This is a genomic window from Acinetobacter sp. YH12120, from assembly GCF_013418795.1.
Lineage (GTDB): Bacteria > Pseudomonadota > Gammaproteobacteria > Pseudomonadales > Moraxellaceae > Acinetobacter > Acinetobacter towneri.
Genome location: NZ_VPBI01000013.1, coordinates 14,204 through 31,781, shown reverse-complemented (window position 1 = coordinate 31,781; position 17,578 = coordinate 14,204). Strand labels below are relative to the sequence as shown.

Below are 17,578 nucleotides of genomic sequence, written 5' to 3'. Positions count from 1 at the left end.
TGAATCTTGTAGCATCAATGCAGCAATTTGGGTTTTGTAAAATTATAAAATATTGAAAATTTACCGCGCTTTAAAAACAGACTGCGCTCAGGGGAAAATATGAAAGTTTGGATATTTACACTATTGGGGATGCTGACTTTGGGTACAGCTCAAGTTTGGGCGAATGGCGTTTCACAAGGCTATACGCAATGTATGAACAATAGTTATGGCAAAATTTCCCAATCGCAAAAATGTATTAAAACTGAGCAAAAAGCACAAACCAAACGACTCAAAAAACACTATAAAGCCTATGTAAAACGCAGCGCAGGCAATGCCAGTAATATTCAACAACAGCATCAACTTTGGGAAAACCGTGTAAAACAACGCTGTTATTTATCGACTCAAAGCGATTTTGCCGCATTACAACGTGCACAATGTGTTTTGCTGCAAACAGCAGAGCGCGCTGATTATTATCAAGGTCAGTTTGTGGGAATCAAATAAGTAAAACCATAGTAAATAAATTACTTGGAAACTGCTTAAACATTATAAAACCGAGCAAAACAAGGTATCATAAGGCGTTTTAAAATTTGACCTTGGAGCGCCTTAAGTGGATCGACCGACAATTAGCCCTGAACATTTGCAGGAAGCTGCTGAAAACCTATCAACCATTCGTGATTTTATTCGCTTTGGGGTTACAGCACTACGTCAATACGATGCACATTTAGGTCAAGGTACAGAAGATTATTTTGCAGAAAGTTCTGCATTGGTGTTACAAACTTTGTCTTTAGACTGGAATGCAGACGCTGAAATTTTAGATGCAAAATTATTGCCGAGCGAAGCAGCTGAATTTTTAAGCTTGCTCGAACGTCGTATCAATGAAAAAGTACCAACTTCTTACTTATTAAACTTGGCGTATTTCTTCGGAAAACCATTTTATGTCGATGAGTGTGTTCTAATTCCACGTTCACCTATTGCCGAGCTAATTGAAAATCGTTTTGCGCCATATTGCCTAGATGAAGAAGGTCAAATGCGCGAAGCAGATAACAATTTACCAGCCAATGCTGCGCCTAAAACCCCACAACGTATTTTGGATATGTGCACGGGTTCAGGTTGTATTGCGATTGCTTTGGCTTATGCTTTTCCAGATGCTGAAGTCGATGCAACTGACATTTCAAAAGATGCTTTGGAAGTCGCACAAATTAACTGTGAACATCACAACAAACAATACCAAGTGGCGTTGCTTGAGTCTGATTTATTCGCCAAAATCCCAGCCGAAAATCAGTATGATTTAATCGTATCTAACCCGCCGTATGTTGATGCGGAAGATATGGCAGATTTACCTGAAGAATTCCATCATGAGCCAGAATTGGCATTGGCAGCAGGGCAAGACGGCTTAGATTTAGTCCGTAAAATGTTGGCGCAGGCGGCAGATTACTTAACTGAAGATGGTCTGATTGTGATTGAAGTAGGTAATTCTGAATGGGCGATGAAACAGAATTTCAACACGGTTGATTTGCACTGGTTAAAATTCCAAAAAGGTGGTTCAGGTATTTTTGCATTGACTGCAGCACAATGCCGTCAATATCGCGATTTATTTATTCAATCTGTTCAAGCATAAGGAGTCGTTGGACGTGGCAGGTAATAGTATAGGGCAACTTTTCCGTGTAACGACTTGTGGTGAATCTCATGGCGTAGGTCTGATGGCGATTGTCGATGGCGTGCCACCGGGGATTGAACTGTCTGCAGAAGATTTACAAAAAGATTTGGATCGCCGTAAACCGGGTACGTCTAAGTTTGCGACACAGCGTAAAGAACCCGATGAAGTTGAAATTATTTCAGGTGTCTTTGAAGGTAAAACCACTGGAACTTCAATTGGTTTACTGATTCGTAATACTGACCAAAAATCGAAAGACTACGGTAATATTGCACAGACTTTCCGCCCTGGGCATGCAGATTATACCTATACGCAAAAGTATGGTTTCCGCGATTATCGTGGTGGTGGACGTTCAAGCGCACGTGAAACAGCAATGCGCGTTGCAGCAGGTGCAATTGCAAAAAAATACCTGTTCGAAAAATTTGGAATTGTGATTCGTGGTCACGTCACTCAAATTGGTACAGAAAAAGCTGAAAAGCTAGATTGGAACGAAGTACCAAACAATCCATTTTTCTGTGGCGATGCCGATGCTGTACCACGTTTTGAAGCTTTGGTAACGTCTTTGCGTGAACAGGGTACAAGCTGTGGTGCAAAACTGGAAATTGTGGCTGAAAAAGTTCCTGTGGGTTGGGGGGAACCTGTTTTTGATCGTTTAGATGCCGATATTGCCCATGCCATGATGTCTATCAATGCTGTGAAAGGCGTTGAAATTGGAGATGGTTTTGCAGTGGCAGCGCAGTTTGGGCATGAAACCCGTGACGAACTGACCACTGACGGCTTTTTGGCGAACCATGCAGGCGGTATTTTAGGCGGTATTTCTAGTGGTCAAGATATTCGTGTTGCGATTGCTTTAAAACCAACAGCCAGTATTACTACACCTGGTAAAACCATTAATTTAAACCGTGAAGATACAGACGTACTGACCAAAGGACGCCATGATCCTTGCGTAGGTGTGCGTGCAACGCCAATTGCAGAAGCTATGCTTGCGATTGTATTGATGGATCATTTCATGCGTCATCGTGCGCAGAATGCCGATGTGGTTGCACCGTTTGCACCCATTGAGCCGAAATAACAATATGCTTTAAGCAAGGTGCATAATCATTGCCAAGTGCGAAAATATGTTGTGAAAAAAGCCAAACCGTAGTGTTTGGCTTTTTTCTGCCTGAGTTTTGAGCTTAGTTCTTCTTTTAGATTGTAAGTTTCAAAATTTTATACGCTGTTTTATATGGTGAAGATGCAGAGGAATGATCTGCGGCTCCTAAATATTAAGCCAATAAAAAAGAGCGCATATTGCGCTCTTTTCAAGGAATTTATTTACACCTCATTAAAGAAACCAAGTGTAATAACCCCAAATCATCAATGGCCAAGCCACAAATGGGCTAAATAACCATTTCCAAAACCAGAAGCGTGGAATAAAACCAACACCGTGTACAAAGCCACCTGAAATACCAATCATAATAAACATCATGGCACGGTGGCTATATTCACCGTTGGCATCCAGCATTGCTGCTGGATGAAGAAGCAGAACGGCTGCGAGTGGGAATGCCAATAAACATGAAATAACCATCGCAATCTTGTTCGGTTTTTGAACTGTTGTTTCAGCGTTCACTGCAGTGTCTGTCATCTAATTATTCCTCGTCAAGGTCTTGATGAGATTCAATATACAGGGCACTCAAGACACCTGCAAAGCATGCCATCAGAATACCGAGAATCCATGCAAAGTACCACATAATTTATTCTCCTTAGACACAGCCTTAGTAAAGGCTGTGTGAATTCTCTTTAATGTGCTTGTTGGTGATAACGCCCCACATTTTGTAGTAACACCAAGTGGTGTATAGCAAAATAATTGGTACGAAGATACATGCTGCAACAGTCATTACAGTTAATGTGTTTTTACTTGATACCGCATCCCACATGGTCAAGCTTGCAACTGGGTTGAGGCTTGATGGCATTAAGAATGGGAACAATGCAAAACCTGCAGTTAAAATCGCACCGATCACCGCTAAAGATGAACCTGTGAAACTTAAACCAGCTTTGTTTTTACCTGCTGCAAGAATAATCAAAATACCGCCCAAGATGCCCATAATTGGTGCAATCATGGTAATAGGGTACGCTGAGTAGTTGTTCATCCAACCTGGGTTTGCATTGGTTAAAACTTCTTTAGCCAATGGGTTTGCTACGCCGTTCGTGTCGTATGGAGTGACTAGGGTATAACCTTCGATACCACCGAAGTATAGCCATGCGCCTGCACCCAAGAAACACACAAGGAACACAATGCCCATGATTTGCGTTGCTTTTGCAGAGCGTGCACGTAAGTCACCATCGGTACGCAGCATTAACCATGCACCACCATGCGCGCAAAGCATAGACAAGCTGACTAAACCACACACTAAAGCGAATGGGTTTAATAATGCAAAGAAGCTGCCTGTATATGTTGAACGTACAGTTTCGTCTAGGGTAAATGGTACGCCAAGGAACATATTACCAAACGCAACACCGAACACTAATGCAGGAACTGCACCACCTACAGCCAAACCCCAGTCCCAAGATGTACGCCATTTGGTGTTTTCAAGTTTTGAGCGGTAGTCAAAACCAACTGGGCGCAGGAATAGGGCAAACAGAACTAAGAGTAGTGCCCAATACATGCCTGAGAATGCTGTTGCATATACCATTGGCCAAGCAGCAAATAACGCGCCACCCGCTGTAATGAACCAAACCTGGTTACCATCCCAGTGCGGTGCAATCGTGTTGATTGCAGCACGGCGTTCTTCGTCATTTTTACCTACAAATGGCATGATCGCCATTGAGCCCATGTCGAAGCCATCGGTGAGGGCAAAGCCAATGAGTAATACACCCACTAACACCCACCAAATGATTTTGAGTAATTCATATTCGATCATGCTTAAGCCTCCTCATTGGCTTTTTTCGCAGCTTCAATTTTCTCGAAGTGGTATTTACCAGTATGAAGCGAGCTTGGGCCTAGACGTGAGAATTTGATCATCAAGTACATTTCAATAATCAGCAATACGGTATAGAACGCTGCCAATGCAATGATTGAGCCCCATACGTCGCCAGTGCTGAGTGAAGATGCAGACAAGTGTGTTGGAAGTACTTCACCAATTGTCCATGGTTGACGACCAACTTCTGCGACATACCAACCTGTTTGCGCTGCAATCCAAGGTAATGGTAATGAGAATAATGCAAATTTTAATAACCAAGGTTTGCTTTCTGCGTTGCGTTTAGCCACTGCAAAAGTTGCAAGAGCGAATAACAACAGCATTAAGAAACCAGAAGCAACCATGGCGCGGAATGCCCAGAACAAACTTGGTACGTGTGGAATAGTATCCGCAGCAGCCATTTTAATTTGTTCGTCAGTCGCATCTACTACGTTTGGCGTGTATTTTTTCAACAATAAGCCATAACCTAAGTCAACTTGGGTTTGCTCAAATGCAGCTTTAAGTTCAGCAGATTGGTCGCCCGCACGTAATTGCTCAAGTTGTTGATAAGCAACCATACCGTTACGAATACGAACTTCGTGGTTTGCGATCAGGTCTTTAATACCAGTCACTTCTTCGGTGATAGAACGCGTTGCAATAATCCCCATTACATAAGGAATTTTAACTGCGTAATCTGTCGTTTGCGTTTCTTCGTTTGGAATACCAAATAAAGTGAACGCTGCAGGAGCAGGGTGAGTATCCCATTCTGCTTCAATTGCTGCGAGTTTGGTTTTTTGAACATCACCTAATTCATAACCTGATTCATCACCAAGTAGAATTACAGATAAAGTAGAAGCTAAACCGAAAATTGCTGCAATTGCGAATGAACGACGCGCAAATGGTAAGTCTTGCTTTTTCAATAAGTAATAACTTGAAATTGCTAAAACGAAAATAGCACCGGTTACATAACCTGCAGAAACAGTGTGTACGAATTTAACTTGCGCAACAGGGTTAAAAATTAACGCCCCGAAGTCAACCAATTCCATACGCATGGTTTCGTAGTTAAAGGTAGAACCCACTGGGTTCTGCATCCAGCCGTTGGCAACTAAAATCCAGAGAGCGGACATATTAGAACCAAGCGCAACCAGCCACGTTACACATAAGTGCTGCACTTTGGAGAGGCGATCCCATCCAAAGAAGAATAAACCAATGAAGGTCGATTCTAAGAAGAAGGCCATTAAACCTTCAATTGCGAGTGGTGCACCAAAGATATCACCCACGTAGTGTGAGTAATACGCCCAGTTTGTACCAAACTGGAACTCCATGGTTAAACCAGTGGTTACCCCTAAGGCAAAGTTAATACCGAAGAGTTTTCCCCAGAATTTGGTCATGTCTTTATAAACTTCTTTACCAGAAATCACATACGTGGTTTCCATAATGGCAAGAATAAAAGCCAGACCTAAAGTCAGTGGAACAAAAATAAAGTGATACATCGCGGTCATTGCGAATTGGAACCGCGAGAGATCGACCACGCTTTCAGAAATCATCAACGTGTCTCCTTGATTGAGGAAGGACTGCCAGCAATACGCTCAGCAACTTGTGAATCAAAATTTTGAGGAATAGTTGGGGCATCAAACCAAATATTTTTGATGACCATTAACAGCACGACCTTAATTATTAAAATGATCGTGAGTTCACGAACTACTTTTCTATTTAAATCTTTAGGAACTAAGCTCACTTTTATAAGCCTATTTTTTAAACTGTGTTTTATATTATTAAACAAAAACATACAAAAAAAAATAGCTGGCACAGTTAAAATGCAAATATATTGTTAACTTATTATAAATCAATAGTTTGTTTTTGGGTGTTGCAGAGTAAATGGAGGAAAGTAATATTTTTTAAACTTGACAGAAACACTTGTAATTAATAATTCCAAATCTGACTAAAATACTTATATTTTAAAAAAGCAAATCAGACTAAATTGCTATGAATAAAAATCAATCTAAAAATAGCAATAAATTAGAGATATTATCAGCTAATAATTATTCTCATTCTTTTGTTAAAGTTTAATGACGATTCCGCATATTTTTTTATTTCCCTACAATGTAGTGGTGCTTTGTCTTTGGCTTAGTCTAGGGTAAACAGCATTTTTTCATAATGATTTTGTGTAAATATTGTTCAGATCACATGAAATGTATCGTTTATAAACAAACAGATTGTGTTGAGTTTGAGTGAAAAATTTTAACTTTCTTAGGTCAGCAAGATTGGTTTTAAATCTTAAAAAATAACTTATTGATTGCTAAATAGGTTATTTGATGCCGAAATTTTTTTGGCAAGATAGTGAGATCTTTTTTTGCGCACAATAATAATTTGAGCTTGAAATTCAAGCTCACCAAATTCAGGTTCAACCTGCACATAATGCAGTTGCCCAAACTCATCACGTACACGTGCTTGTGCAGAAAAACCAGGACGGGCATTACCACTGGAAATTGTGGCTAAACGTCCGAGTAAATCGACTTGGCGCACGCTATATTTGGGCTTAATCACTTGGTCTAAACAGTGAATCATGAAGACTGTAAAAAAGATGGCAATAATAAACGCTGGAATAATAATGTAATAAGCAGGAACGAAATGTTGTTGTTGTGAGTAAATCAAAAACTGTAAAAAATATCCTGCAACACTGAAATTCATCAGTAAAAAAACAAAAATCAGTACTTTAGAAAATTTAACATCTAAAAGTGGCGATTCTGTAATTCGTTGTGAAAATGCACGTTTGAGCAACTGACTTGGACGAAAATTAAAGTAATAACCAATCGTTTCGACAGTGCTGAGTAGCAATAAAACAACTAGGCTGAGGTGAAAGGGCATTAAGTTCAAATCAGATAAAAACTCATGCATGCGCTAAACTCACGTGTTGAAATATTTATAGGTGATGCTATTTAGACACAGATCATTGATCTAGCTCTGCTTAGAGAGCATAGATAAATGATCTAGTTTTGTATAGAGCTAAGATTTGGAACTTTTCGCTTCTTTCTGAAAGTTGCAAAAAAGTTAGTCGTTGATCAAGTAAATCCCACCATCTGAATGAACGCTGATCTCGACTTTTTCAAGTGATTGACCTAAACAAGGGCCAGAAATACATTCACCTGTTTCAACCATAAACAATGCACCATGCGTTGAGCATTCGATATATTCTTGGTCGCGGTCTAAGAACTGGTTTTCTAAAAATTCTAATTCCACTTGTAGGTGTGGGCAGACGTTTTGGTAAGCGTAATACATGCCATCACGTTGGGTGATAAAAATTGTGTCACCATTTGGCGTTTCGTAGGCACGTGCTTCACGCTCAGGAATGTCTTCCATCATACAAATTTTATTCATTATGCAGATTCCTTTTGAATGCTATGCAAAAGTTTAGCGTAATCTTCTACCGCAAGACGAGGGCCGAATTGAGAAACCACTTCACTTGAAATCAGAATGGCAAGTTGAGCTGCAGTTTGGAAACCTAAGCCTGCATTGAGTGCATACAGGAATGAACCTGCAAAGGCATCACCCGCACCGTTGGCATCAACAGCAGTGACTTGACGACCTGGTACAGAAAAAGCGTTGTTGCCATCATAAATTAGGGCACCTTGTGCGCTCAATGTAATGACAATGTATTTGCTTTTTTGTTTTAGTTGTTCTAATGCCGCTTCAGCCGTTTCCGTTCCTGTGTACATCATGGCTTCCTGCTGGTTACAGAAGATCAAATCCACACCATCATCTAGTAACTCATCCAAACCTTCACGCGCATATTGCACCATGGCAGGATCAGATAAAGTCAGTGCAATTTTAACCTGATTGGCTTTGGCAATTTCACGCGCTTGTTTTACCGCAGCACGTGCAGTATCACTAGTAGATAAATAACCTTCGATATAAAGCCATTTTGCTGTTTTAAGTGGCTCAAAATCAATTTGTGTAGCAGAAAGTTCTGCGGTAATGCCCAAGTAAGTGTGCATGGTACGTTCAGAGTCATCACTCACAAGTACCATACAAGTCCCTGTAACGCCTTCACTGACCGATTTGGTTGTAGTGTGAATACCTGCTTCATTTAAGCCTTTGAGGTAAATATCACCCAATTCATCGTTACCAACACGGCAGGCATAGAAGGCTTGACCACCTAAAGCACTAAATGCAACGGTGGTATTTGCGGCAGAACCACCCGAAGCTTGGCCTTTATGTCTTTGTGTTTTAATTAAGTTGTTGTATAAATTTGCTTGTGTTTCACCATCGGTTAATTGCATAGTACCTTTTTGCAAGCTATGTTGAATGAGAAAGTCATCCGAGACTTGAAATTCTTGGTCAATTAATGCATTACCAATTGCAAAAAGGTCAACAGTTGCCATGTCTTTAAATCACAGTCAAAATTAAAAACGCTAAGTTTACACCAATGCTCAGAATTGCTGTAGTTTCATGAATAAAATTCAGCTGAATGAATGTTATTGATGAAAAATAGGGGTTTAGCAGAGTTATCAGGAAGGTTAGATGAACATCGAAATTAAAGAAGCACAAGAGTTACCAACGCAAATTCAGACTTTGGCCAAACATGCTGCTCAAGAAGGCTTTGATTTTGTCCATCGTTTAATTGAAGAATGGGAAAGTGGTAAAAACCGCTTTAATCAGCCTGGTGAGTTTTTATTGTTTGTTTACGATGGTGATCAATTGGTTGCATGTGGTGGCTTAAACCAGCAATGGAATGAGCAAGATATTGAAAGTCGTATTGGACGTGTACGTCGTTTTTATGTTTTGCCAAATTATCGTAAACATGGCGTAGGCAAACAGCTCTTGCAACATTTAGAGAAAAAAGCACGTGCTAATTTTTCGGCGTTGTGTTTAAACACTGATACTAAATCGGCAGCGCATTTTTATCAAAAACAGAATTATGTGTATGTCGAAAATCATCCAAACTATAGTTATTTTAAATACCTGATCTAGTTTTGCTTCTGCTACAAGCAGTGTAGGCAGGATTTTGTTGATACTTTGCAAATTTCAATCAATTTAGTCGGGTTTTCAACGTGAATTATCTAAAGAACTAAAGCTATAATGGCTTTAGTTTTTTATTTGCTTATTTTTAGGAGATCACATGACTGTAGATGTCACTGAAACCATTTCCCAGACTGTACATCCTGCGTTTCAGTTGGTACGTCAACACCATGTTGAAGCCTTAGACATTTTAGTGTCTGAATTTAAACATAAAGTTACAGGTGCGGTGCATTATCACTTAGCGACAGAACATGATGAAAATGTTTTTTTAGTCGCATTTCGCACTCTGCCGATGGATTCCAAAGGTGAGGCGCATATTTTAGAGCATACTGTGTTGTGTGGTTCTGAAAAATTCCCTGTACGTGACCCGTTCTTTTTAATGATTCGTCGTTCTTTGAATACTTTTATGAACGCATTTACTTCGGCGGATTGGACAGCTTATCCATTTGCAACACAAAACAAAAAAGATTTCCAAAACCTGCTTGCGGTATATATGGATGCGGCTTTTGCAGCCAATTTAAATCCTCTCGATTTTGCTCAGGAAGGTATTCGTATTGAGTTGGAAAATGGTGAGCCTGTTTATAAAGGCGTGGTATTTAATGAAATGAAAGGTGCGATGAGTTCGCCATCCGATCAGCTTTATCACCAATTGGCTTATCATTTATTCCCTGAAACAACTTACCACTACAATTCAGGTGGCGACCCGAAAGATATTCCAGATTTAACCTATCAAGAATTGGTAGATTTTTATAAGTCACATTATCACCCAAGTAATGCGGTATTTATGACTTTTGGCAATACGCCTGCATACGATTTACAAGAACAGTTTGAACAGTTGGCTTTGGCGAAATTTGAACAGGGCGAAACGTTGTATTCGAAGCCTGAGCGTCGTTTAGCTGCGCCAGTGGCAGTGACTGAAAGTTATGCAGTCGATGCAGAAGAACTGAAAGATAAAACTTATCATGTTTTGGCGTGGTTATTGCCTGAAGCAAGCGATATTAAATTACGCTTAGGTATGCGTTTGGTTGAAGGTGTTTTACTTGAAAATTCTGCATCACCACTGCGTCATTATTTGGAAACTTGGGCGCATGCACAATCTACAGGGCCATTGACGGGCGTGGATGATTCCAACTTTGAAATGACCTTCTTCTGTGGTGTGCAAGGTTCTAACCCTGAACATGCAGCAGAATTTCAGGCGGGCGTTTTAAAAGTTTTACAAGACGTGGCTGCACAGCCTGTGGATACGGCATTGGTCGATGCAATTTTGCATCAAATTGAATTGCATCAGCGTGAAATTAATGGCGATGGTATGCCATACGGATTGAGCTTGATTTTAAATGGTTTAAGCAGTGCAATTCACCACAATGACCCAATTCAGGTGTGGGATGTAGATACTGCGATTGAGCAAGTCAAAGAAGAACTTAAAGATCCAATGTGGTTATCACGGCTAATTCAGACGCATTTAATTGATAACCCGCACCGTGTTCAAATGACTTTGGTTCCAGATGCAGAAAAATCGGCCAAAGATGCTGCACTTGAAAAAGCACGTCTGGCTGAGATAGGCGCACAACTCACAGATGAGCAAAAAGCAGAAATCGTCGCGCAAACGGAAGCTTTAAAAGTCCGTCAAGATACGCCAGATGATTTGAATTTATTGCCAAAAGTTGGTTTGGAAGATGTGCCTGCAGCTTTGCATATTGTGCAGGGTGAGTTGCGTGAAATTATCAGTAACCGCATTGATTATCCTTTAAATTTATATCATGCAGGAACCAATGGAATTTACTATCAGCAAGTATTGATTCAAATTCCTGATGAAATTGTTCAATCGCCATATTTTAATTTGCTGTCTATTTTGATGGGCGAAGTGGGTGCAGGTGAATACGACTATTTAGAATTACAACAGCTACAAACCGCAGTCAGCGGTGGTTTGGGCATGGGCGCATCTTTACGCTCTAAAGTCGATGACAAAAATCAGATCAGTGCATGGCTCACTTTAACCACTAAGTCTTTGGTGAATAATCTTGAAGCCATCCGCTTGCTGAAACTGGCATTTGAGCAATTACGTTTTGATGAAAAAGACCGTATTATCGAGCTATTACAACAACGTAAAACCCGTTGGCAGTCGCGTTTGTCGGGTTCGGGGCATAGTTATGCCATGCAAATTGCAGGACGTCATCACAGTGCTTTGGCGCAGCGTGATTACAACAACACAGGTTTGGGCGCATTAAATTGGTTGGCTGACTTGGTTGCTAAAATTGAAAAAGATACAGCGGAGTACGAGAAACTGATTGCTGAATTGCAATTGATTCACCATAAATTACTGCAAGCACCTAAACAATTTTTGTTGGTATGTGAAGAACATCAATCTGACCGTTTGGTCGAAGAAGTTCAAGAAGTTTGGGATAAACTTACTGTTGCAGAAAATCCTGCTGCTTTAACTCAAGTTCCTGTAGATGATTCAGCGCAAGATCAAGCATGGTTGATTCAAGCCAATGTGCAATTCTGTGCAGCAGCGTATCCTGCGGTGGAAGTGTCGCATCCTGATGCTGCACCTTTGATGGTATTGGCTGCATATTTGCGCAATGGTTTCTTACACAGCGCAATCCGTGAAAAAGGCGGCGCTTACGGTGGCGGTGCAAGCTACGATGGCAATGCATGTTCATTCCGTTTCTATAGTTATCGTGACCCACGCTTGGCAGAAACTTTTGCAGACTTTGAAGCGAGTATTGATTGGTTATTTAATGCAGAGCAGTTGCCGCATCAACTAGAAGAAGCGATTTTAGGTTTGATTGCCAGCATGGATAAACCGGGTTCGCCTGCAGGTGAAGCGATTACTGCATGTTATGCATTATTGCACGCGCGTACACCCTCATTCCGCACAGTATTACGTGAGCGTTTATTGGCGGTGACTTTAGACGATTTAAAACGTGTTGCGGAGCAATATTTGCGTCAGCAGCAAGCATCTAAAGCCGTAGTCGCACCTGTGTCAAAACGTGAAGCATTGCTCGAACTTGGTTTTGAAATTAAACAAGTGAACTGATACGTGAAATAACAACGAAAACTTAGGGGGATTTATGAGCGCGTTCAAACTGTTTGAACGCACAGGACTGTCGCTGAGTGTTGCCGCACTCAGCACTGTGTTTGTGGCGAAAACCTATGCACAAGACCCAGCTAGCTTAGTTGCACCTGCAACACCTGAAGCCTGTGTGGCTTTAGAGTCAAATGCTGATCGTTTGGTGTGTTACGATGCTCTGTTTAAAATTCCTGAAGCAGAAAAAACAGCGCTGATTAGCGAACGTCAAGCTGCTCAGGCACTAGCGCCTGAACCCGAAACGGTGACAGAAAAAATTGCAGTAAGCGTAAGCAATTTATTTTCTTTTGATGTACCAAAGCTTGATCCGAATGTATCTTTACTGGATAAGCGTTGGGAACTTTCGGCAGACAGTAAGTTGGGTACATGGAATTTACGTGCTTATCAACCTGTGTATTTGATGCCTACTTTTTGGACGTCCGATAAAAATGAACGTCCACAAAGCTTGAATGAGCAAAATACCGTTCCCGTGGGTAAGGAGCAAAACCTGACCTCAATGGAAACCAAATTTCAGCTGTCTTTAAAAACCAAAGCGGTAGAAAATCTGTTGGGTGATAACGGTGATGTGTGGCTAGGTTATACCCAGTCATCACGTTGGCAGGTTTATAATGGTGATGAGTCACGTCCATTTCGTGAAACCAATTATGAGCCTGAAGCCAGTTTAATGTTCCGTACCAATTATCAGCTTTTTGGTTTACATGGGCGTTTGATGGGGCTGACGCTGAATCACCAGTCCAATGGTCGTTCAGACCCTTTGTCACGTAGCTGGAATCGAGTAATTTTCAATCTTGGTTTTGAAAAAGACAATTTTGCTTTGATGTTGCGTCCTTGGTATCGCATTGAAGAAGACCGCGCTGATGACAACAACCCAGATATTAAAAACTATATCGGGCGTGGTGACATGTTGGCATTTTATCGTTGGAAAGAGCATGACTTTTCTTTGATGTTACGTCATAGCCTAAAAGGTGGTGATGACGCGCACGGTGCGGCACAGTTTGATTGGGTTTTCCCGATTAGTGGTAAGTTACGTGGTCACTTCCAATTGTTTGATGGTTATGGCGAAAGCTTGATTGACTATAATCACCGTGCAACCTATGTGGGTTTAGGTGTTTCATTAATGAATTGGTTTTAATGACCTAGCATTGATTTAAAAACGGTTTTAACTGAATTTAAAACGCCAATCTTGAAGATTGGCGTTTGTTTTTGAAGTCGGATCGTATCCAGCTTTTATCCAACTTGAATATCTGCGGTTGGATGTTTAAGTCGGCTTTTTTGTGGTGTGGCGATTAAATAAGCCAAAGTCAGCGGCCCTAAACGACCTGCAAACATCAACAACATTAAAATAATTAAGCTGGCAGGTTGTAATTCACCTGTAACACCACGGGATAAACCCACCGTGCACGCTGCAGATACAGCCTCAAACAACAGGTCTAAAAAATTCAGTTTCGGTTCAAGGGCAAGTAAGCTAAACAAACCGAGGCAAATTAACATACCTGTGATGCTGATCACCGCCAAAGCTTTAAAGGTGGTACGTTCAGGTACAGCATGATTAAACACACGCACCTCATCTGAACGTCTTAAAAAACTGATCACACTTAAAATGACAATAATAAATGTGCCAACTTTAATACCGCCTGCGGTACTGAGCGAACCACCACCAATAAACATCAGAAGCATGGTGAGCAAGGTCGAGCTATTTTGCATACTTGCGACATCTAGACTATTAAAGCCTGATGAGCGAGGAACGGTAGCGTGAAACCATGCATTGAGGGCTTGATCGCCAATGCTCATAGCAGCAAGGGTATGTGGATTATTGGCTTCAATCGCCCAAATCAGCAGAAAGGCCACAAAGTTTAAACCAGCAATGGTCGATAAAATCAGCTTGCTATTGGGTGAGAGTTTTTTCCAGCGTTTGGCACGTTTAATATCCATGAGTACCACAAAACCAATACCGCCAATGATATACAGCATACTAATAGTTAAGGTAATCAGGTATTGATCTGCAAAACTCATTAAGCTATTGGGAAATAATGAAAATCCACCATTGTTAAAGGCTGAAACACTATAGAAAGCCGCATAGAAAAATGCATCGCTAAATGGATAATCCTGCATCCATGCCAAGGTTAAAATAACCGTGCCAATCCCTTCAAAAAACAATGAGTAGAGCAACACGCTTTTAATGGTCATCGACACTTTAGACAGGTTGGTTTGCCCAATGGTGTCTTGCGCCATGATTTGTTGTTTTAAACCAATTTTGGATGACAAACTTAAAACCGCTAAAATCGCAAAAGTCATAAAACCTAAGCCACCACATTGTAACAACAACATAATGACCATTTGCCCAAATACGGTATAAGCATCGCCAATATTCACTACAGACAATCCAGTGATCGTCACTGCAGATGTAGCAGTAAATAAGGCATTAATCCAACTCATCTCGCCATGATGGGAAATGGGCAGTTTCAGCAAGATTGTGCCAATGCTAATAAAGCTTAAAAAGCCCAGTGCCAAAAGACTGGGTGGGCTTAAATTGACAGTTTTGATTGGTTGTTTCGCTGTTTTTTTCATTCTGACTTAAATTGTTTAGATAAGCGTTTTAATGGTTCAAGTTGTCCTTCAACCACCAAAATATCATCTGTTTGTAGCATTAAATTGGATTCAAGCGTATAGAAAATCGTTTCGGCACGTTTAAACAGTAAAAGTTTAACCTCGGGTGCATGTGACATCAGACTATGAATGCGCGTGCCATGCAAGTTGTCTTTAATTTTTACTTTTACAATATAGTGGTTGTCGTTTAGGCTCATATAACGACTCACCATCGGATAACTCAGCGATTGCGCGATGCGAACGCCCATATCTTCTTCAGGGTGAATAATTTTACTTACGCCCAAGTGGGTCAAAATCATGGTGTGCGCTTTACTTTTGGCTTTAACGTAAATTTTAGAAATACCCAAATTCTTTAAATTTAAGACACACAAAATACTGGCTTCAATATCTTCACCAATGGCGACCACCACTGCATCACAATTTTGAATATTCAGTTCTTCCAAAACGTGTTCATCGGTTGCATCGGCAATCACCGCATGGGTAATTTGATCGGCAATGTTTTCTACAAACTTTTTATTGCTATCAATCCCAATGACATCATGGTTGAGTTTGACCAATTGTGTCGCCACAGTTGCACCAAAGCTACCTAAACCAATGACAGCAAATTGTGTCATAGCATCATCCTGAAAAATTATATTATTCTTCCAATATTCTAAAATATTTTAGGGCTCTATACTGTAGCAATATGACTAAAAAACCGCTGAAATCAGCGGTTTTTTGCACTTATTGAGATGTGTGATCGGTTATTTTAAGAAACGCTGATAACCCAAGTTATTAGTAATCTCTTGGTATGGATAAGTGATCTTTTCCAAAGTTTCAATTAAACCATCTGGGTTCTGTTTGGCATCCGAAGCTTCTAAACCGACCAATACACGACCTTCCGCTGCACCGTGGTTACGGTAATGGAACAGGGTGATGTTATGGGTTGGGCCTAAGCGCTCCAAGAAAGTCAGTAATGCACCCGGACGCTCTGGAAATTCCACACGGAATAGACGTTCATTTTCAATATCGGCATGACCACCGACCAAATAACGAATGTGTAGTTTTGCTACTTCATCATCCGACAAATCATCAACATCGTACTGGGTTTTGAGTAACTCATAAATGTCGTGGCGTTCTTTTTCACCAGATTTTAAGCTGATGCCGACAAAGACTTGTGCAGCAGTAGCATCGCTGGCGCGGTAGTTAAACTCGGTGATATTACGACCTTGCAGCGCACGGCAGAAGTTAAGGAACGCACCTTTTTCTTCTGGAATGGTCACGGCAAAAATTGCTTCTTTATGTTCACCGAGTTCAGTACGTTCCGCAATATAGCGTAAACGGTCAAAGTTCATGTTTGCGCCACAGACAATTGACACAATATTTTTATTTTGCAATTGGTGTTGCTCGACATATTTTTTGATGCCTGCCAAAGCCATTGCACCTGAAGGTTCTACAATGCTGCGGTTTTCATCAAAGGTGTCTTTAATTGCCGCACAGACTTCATCGGTATTCACCAAAACTACATCGCGCTCAACAATTGGGCCTGATTGATCTGATTTTTGTAGTTGTAAAACTTCAAACGGTTTCTCACCAATTTGTGCGACAGCAGTACCATCGGCAAATAAACCCACTTGCGGCAAAATAACCCGTTCATTGGCTTCAAAAGCCGCTTTTAAGCAAGCCGATTCATCATATTCTACAGGAATGACTTTGACATGCGGTGCGACATCGCCCAAGTAGGCTGCAACACCTGCAATTAAACCGCCACCACCAACAGCAACGAAAACATATTCGACATCGCGCCATTGACGCAAAATTTCGTTGGCAATCGTACCTTGACCTGCCATGACCAATTCATCGTCATACGGTGGAATAAAAGTCATGCCTTCATCTTGGGCACGTTGAATTGCATATTTGTTGGCAACATCAAATGAGTCACCATGTAATACCACTTCGCCACCCAAGCGTTTTACCGCTTGTACTTTAATATCTGGCGTGGTTTTAGGCATAACGATAATGGCGCGAATGCCCAGTTTTTGCCCAGACAATGCTACACCTTGCGCATGGTTGCCTGCAGAGGCAGTAATTACACCACGTTCAAGTTGGTCTTTGGGTAATTGGCTAATACGGTTATACGCACCACGCAATTTAAAAGAGAATACAGGTTGTAAGTCTTCACGTTTAAAGCGAATGTTATTGTTCAGTTTTTCACTAATTCGTGGCGCTGCGTCGAGTGGGGTTTCGATTGCAACATCGTAGACCGTTGCTTGTAAAATTTGTCGAACCAAACGAGACAGCATGTTAATCTTC

Annotated in this window: 17 protein-coding genes; 6 read left to right on the top strand and 11 right to left on the bottom strand. The window is 40.9% G+C overall.

The window, feature by feature from the left end; genetic code table 11:
• Positions 1-99: 99 nt before the first annotated feature.
• The 3 genes from FTU58_RS09465 to aroC all read left to right on the top strand — a co-directional run bounded on the left by FTU58_RS09465 (position 100) and on the right by aroC (position 2,705).
• Entirely contained in the window at positions 100-480 is a 381-nt protein-coding gene (locus FTU58_RS09465; RefSeq protein WP_004973395.1) for a DUF1311 domain-containing protein, read from the top strand.
• A gap of 106 nt (positions 481-586) precedes the next feature.
• Entirely contained in the window at positions 587-1,597 is a 1,011-nt protein-coding gene (gene prmB / locus FTU58_RS09460; RefSeq protein ID WP_180062385.1) for a 50S ribosomal protein L3 N(5)-glutamine methyltransferase, read from the top strand.
• Between the two features lie 13 nt (positions 1,598-1,610).
• On the top strand, positions 1,611-2,705 hold the full coding sequence (gene aroC / locus FTU58_RS09455; protein ID WP_004973401.1) for a chorismate synthase: 1,095 nt from the start codon (positions 1,611-1,613) through the stop codon (positions 2,703-2,705).
• Positions 2,706-2,957: 252 nt separating this feature from the next.
• On the opposite strand, the gene FTU58_RS09450 is transcribed toward aroC, so the two are convergent.
• From FTU58_RS09450 to FTU58_RS09415, 8 genes are all read right to left on the bottom strand, one after another.
• Positions 2,958-3,257 (bottom strand): cyd operon YbgE family protein, encoded by a 300-nt coding sequence (locus tag FTU58_RS09450; protein ID WP_004973403.1) that lies wholly within the window; start codon positions 3,255-3,257, stop codon positions 2,958-2,960.
• Between the two features lie 4 nt (positions 3,258-3,261).
• The gene (cydX, locus tag FTU58_RS09445) at positions 3,262-3,363 is read right to left on the bottom strand and encodes a cytochrome bd-I oxidase subunit CydX (protein ID WP_004860610.1); all 102 of its coding nucleotides are present in this window, start codon (positions 3,361-3,363) and stop codon (positions 3,262-3,264) included.
• A gap of 24 nt (positions 3,364-3,387) precedes the next feature.
• A complete protein-coding gene (gene cydB, locus FTU58_RS09440; protein ID WP_004973405.1) occupies positions 3,388-4,533 on the bottom strand; it encodes a cytochrome d ubiquinol oxidase subunit II in 1,146 nt (381 codons plus the stop codon).
• A 2-nt stretch (positions 4,534-4,535) separates the two neighbouring features.
• Positions 4,536-6,116, bottom strand: coding sequence for a cytochrome ubiquinol oxidase subunit I (locus tag FTU58_RS09435; RefSeq protein ID WP_180062384.1), 1,581 nt, complete (start codon positions 6,114-6,116; stop codon positions 4,536-4,538).
• Entirely contained in the window at positions 6,116-6,307 is a 192-nt protein-coding gene (cydP, locus tag FTU58_RS09430; RefSeq protein WP_070155611.1) for a cytochrome oxidase putative small subunit CydP, read from the bottom strand. The genes FTU58_RS09435 and cydP overlap by 1 nt, the downstream gene beginning before the upstream one ends.
• 551 nt (positions 6,308-6,858) lie before the next feature.
• Entirely contained in the window at positions 6,859-7,467 is a 609-nt protein-coding gene (locus FTU58_RS09425) for an OB-fold-containig protein (RefSeq protein ID WP_096900848.1), read from the bottom strand.
• A gap of 153 nt (positions 7,468-7,620) precedes the next feature.
• A complete protein-coding gene (locus tag FTU58_RS09420) occupies positions 7,621-7,932 on the bottom strand; it encodes a Rieske 2Fe-2S domain-containing protein (protein WP_179988655.1) in 312 nt (103 codons plus the stop codon).
• A 14-nt stretch (positions 7,933-7,946) separates the two neighbouring features.
• Complete coding sequence (locus tag FTU58_RS09415; protein ID WP_004973415.1) at positions 7,947-8,951, bottom strand: adenosine kinase; 1,005 nt, start codon at positions 8,949-8,951, stop codon at positions 7,947-7,949.
• 139 nt (positions 8,952-9,090) lie between these two features.
• Between FTU58_RS09415 and FTU58_RS09410 the strand changes: the two genes are divergently transcribed.
• The 3 genes from FTU58_RS09410 to FTU58_RS09400 all read left to right on the top strand — a co-directional run bounded on the left by FTU58_RS09410 (position 9,091) and on the right by FTU58_RS09400 (position 13,811).
• Positions 9,091-9,540: a GNAT family N-acetyltransferase gene (locus FTU58_RS09410; protein WP_004973417.1), complete on the top strand. Its 450-nt coding sequence runs from the start codon at positions 9,091-9,093 to the stop codon at positions 9,538-9,540.
• 148 nt (positions 9,541-9,688) lie between these two features.
• Positions 9,689-12,628, top strand: a complete 2,940-nt coding sequence (locus tag FTU58_RS09405) for an insulinase family protein (protein WP_180062383.1) — start codon at positions 9,689-9,691, stop codon at positions 12,626-12,628.
• A 34-nt stretch (positions 12,629-12,662) separates the two neighbouring features.
• On the top strand, positions 12,663-13,811 hold the full coding sequence (locus FTU58_RS09400; RefSeq protein WP_180062382.1) for a phospholipase A: 1,149 nt from the start codon (positions 12,663-12,665) through the stop codon (positions 13,809-13,811).
• 95 nt (positions 13,812-13,906) lie between these two features.
• Here FTU58_RS09400 and FTU58_RS09395 read toward each other — a convergent pair whose 3' ends face one another.
• From FTU58_RS09395 to ilvA, 3 genes are all read right to left on the bottom strand, one after another.
• Positions 13,907-15,247, bottom strand: a complete 1,341-nt coding sequence (locus FTU58_RS09395) for a TrkH family potassium uptake protein (protein ID WP_004973423.1) — start codon at positions 15,245-15,247, stop codon at positions 13,907-13,909.
• Positions 15,244-15,900 carry a TrkA family potassium uptake protein gene (locus FTU58_RS09390; RefSeq protein ID WP_096901585.1) on the bottom strand — a complete coding sequence of 219 codons (657 nt, stop codon included), beginning with the start codon at positions 15,898-15,900 and terminating at the stop codon, positions 15,244-15,246. The genes FTU58_RS09395 and FTU58_RS09390 overlap by 4 nt, the downstream gene beginning before the upstream one ends.
• Before the next feature lie 129 nt (positions 15,901-16,029).
• Positions 16,030-17,568 carry a threonine ammonia-lyase, biosynthetic gene (ilvA, locus tag FTU58_RS09385; RefSeq protein WP_180062381.1) on the bottom strand — a complete coding sequence of 513 codons (1,539 nt, stop codon included), beginning with the start codon at positions 17,566-17,568 and terminating at the stop codon, positions 16,030-16,032.
• Positions 17,569-17,578 lie beyond the last annotated feature (10 nt).

Coding starts and splice junctions, on each gene's coding strand:
- FTU58_RS09425 (WP_096900848.1), bottom strand. CDS start 7,467: ATGCATGAGTTTTTATCTGATTTGAACTTAATGCCCTTTCACCTCAGC.
- FTU58_RS09420 (WP_179988655.1), bottom strand. CDS start 7,932: ATGATGGAAGACATTCCTGAGCGTGAAGCACGTGCCTACGAAACGCCA.
- cydB (WP_004973405.1), bottom strand. CDS start 4,533: ATGATCGAATATGAATTACTCAAAATCATTTGGTGGGTGTTAGTGGGT.
- FTU58_RS09415 (WP_004973415.1), bottom strand. CDS start 8,951: ATGGCAACTGTTGACCTTTTTGCAATTGGTAATGCATTAATTGACCAA.
- FTU58_RS09405 (WP_180062383.1), top strand. CDS start 9,689: ATGACTGTAGATGTCACTGAAACCATTTCCCAGACTGTACATCCTGCG.
- FTU58_RS09390 (WP_096901585.1), bottom strand. CDS start 15,900: ATGACACAATTTGCTGTCATTGGTTTAGGTAGCTTTGGTGCAACTGTG.
- FTU58_RS09435 (WP_180062384.1), bottom strand. CDS start 6,116: ATGATTTCTGAAAGCGTGGTCGATCTCTCGCGGTTCCAATTCGCAATG.
- FTU58_RS09450 (WP_004973403.1), bottom strand. CDS start 3,257: ATGACAGACACTGCAGTGAACGCTGAAACAACAGTTCAAAAACCGAAC.
- FTU58_RS09400 (WP_180062382.1), top strand. CDS start 12,663: ATGAGCGCGTTCAAACTGTTTGAACGCACAGGACTGTCGCTGAGTGTT.
- cydX (WP_004860610.1), bottom strand. CDS start 3,363: ATGTGGTACTTTGCATGGATTCTCGGTATTCTGATGGCATGCTTTGCA.
- FTU58_RS09465 (WP_004973395.1), top strand. CDS start 100: ATGAAAGTTTGGATATTTACACTATTGGGGATGCTGACTTTGGGTACA.
- FTU58_RS09410 (WP_004973417.1), top strand. CDS start 9,091: ATGAACATCGAAATTAAAGAAGCACAAGAGTTACCAACGCAAATTCAG.
- FTU58_RS09395 (WP_004973423.1), bottom strand. CDS start 15,247: ATGAAAAAAACAGCGAAACAACCAATCAAAACTGTCAATTTAAGCCCA.
- ilvA (WP_180062381.1), bottom strand. CDS start 17,568: ATGCTGTCTCGTTTGGTTCGACAAATTTTACAAGCAACGGTCTACGAT.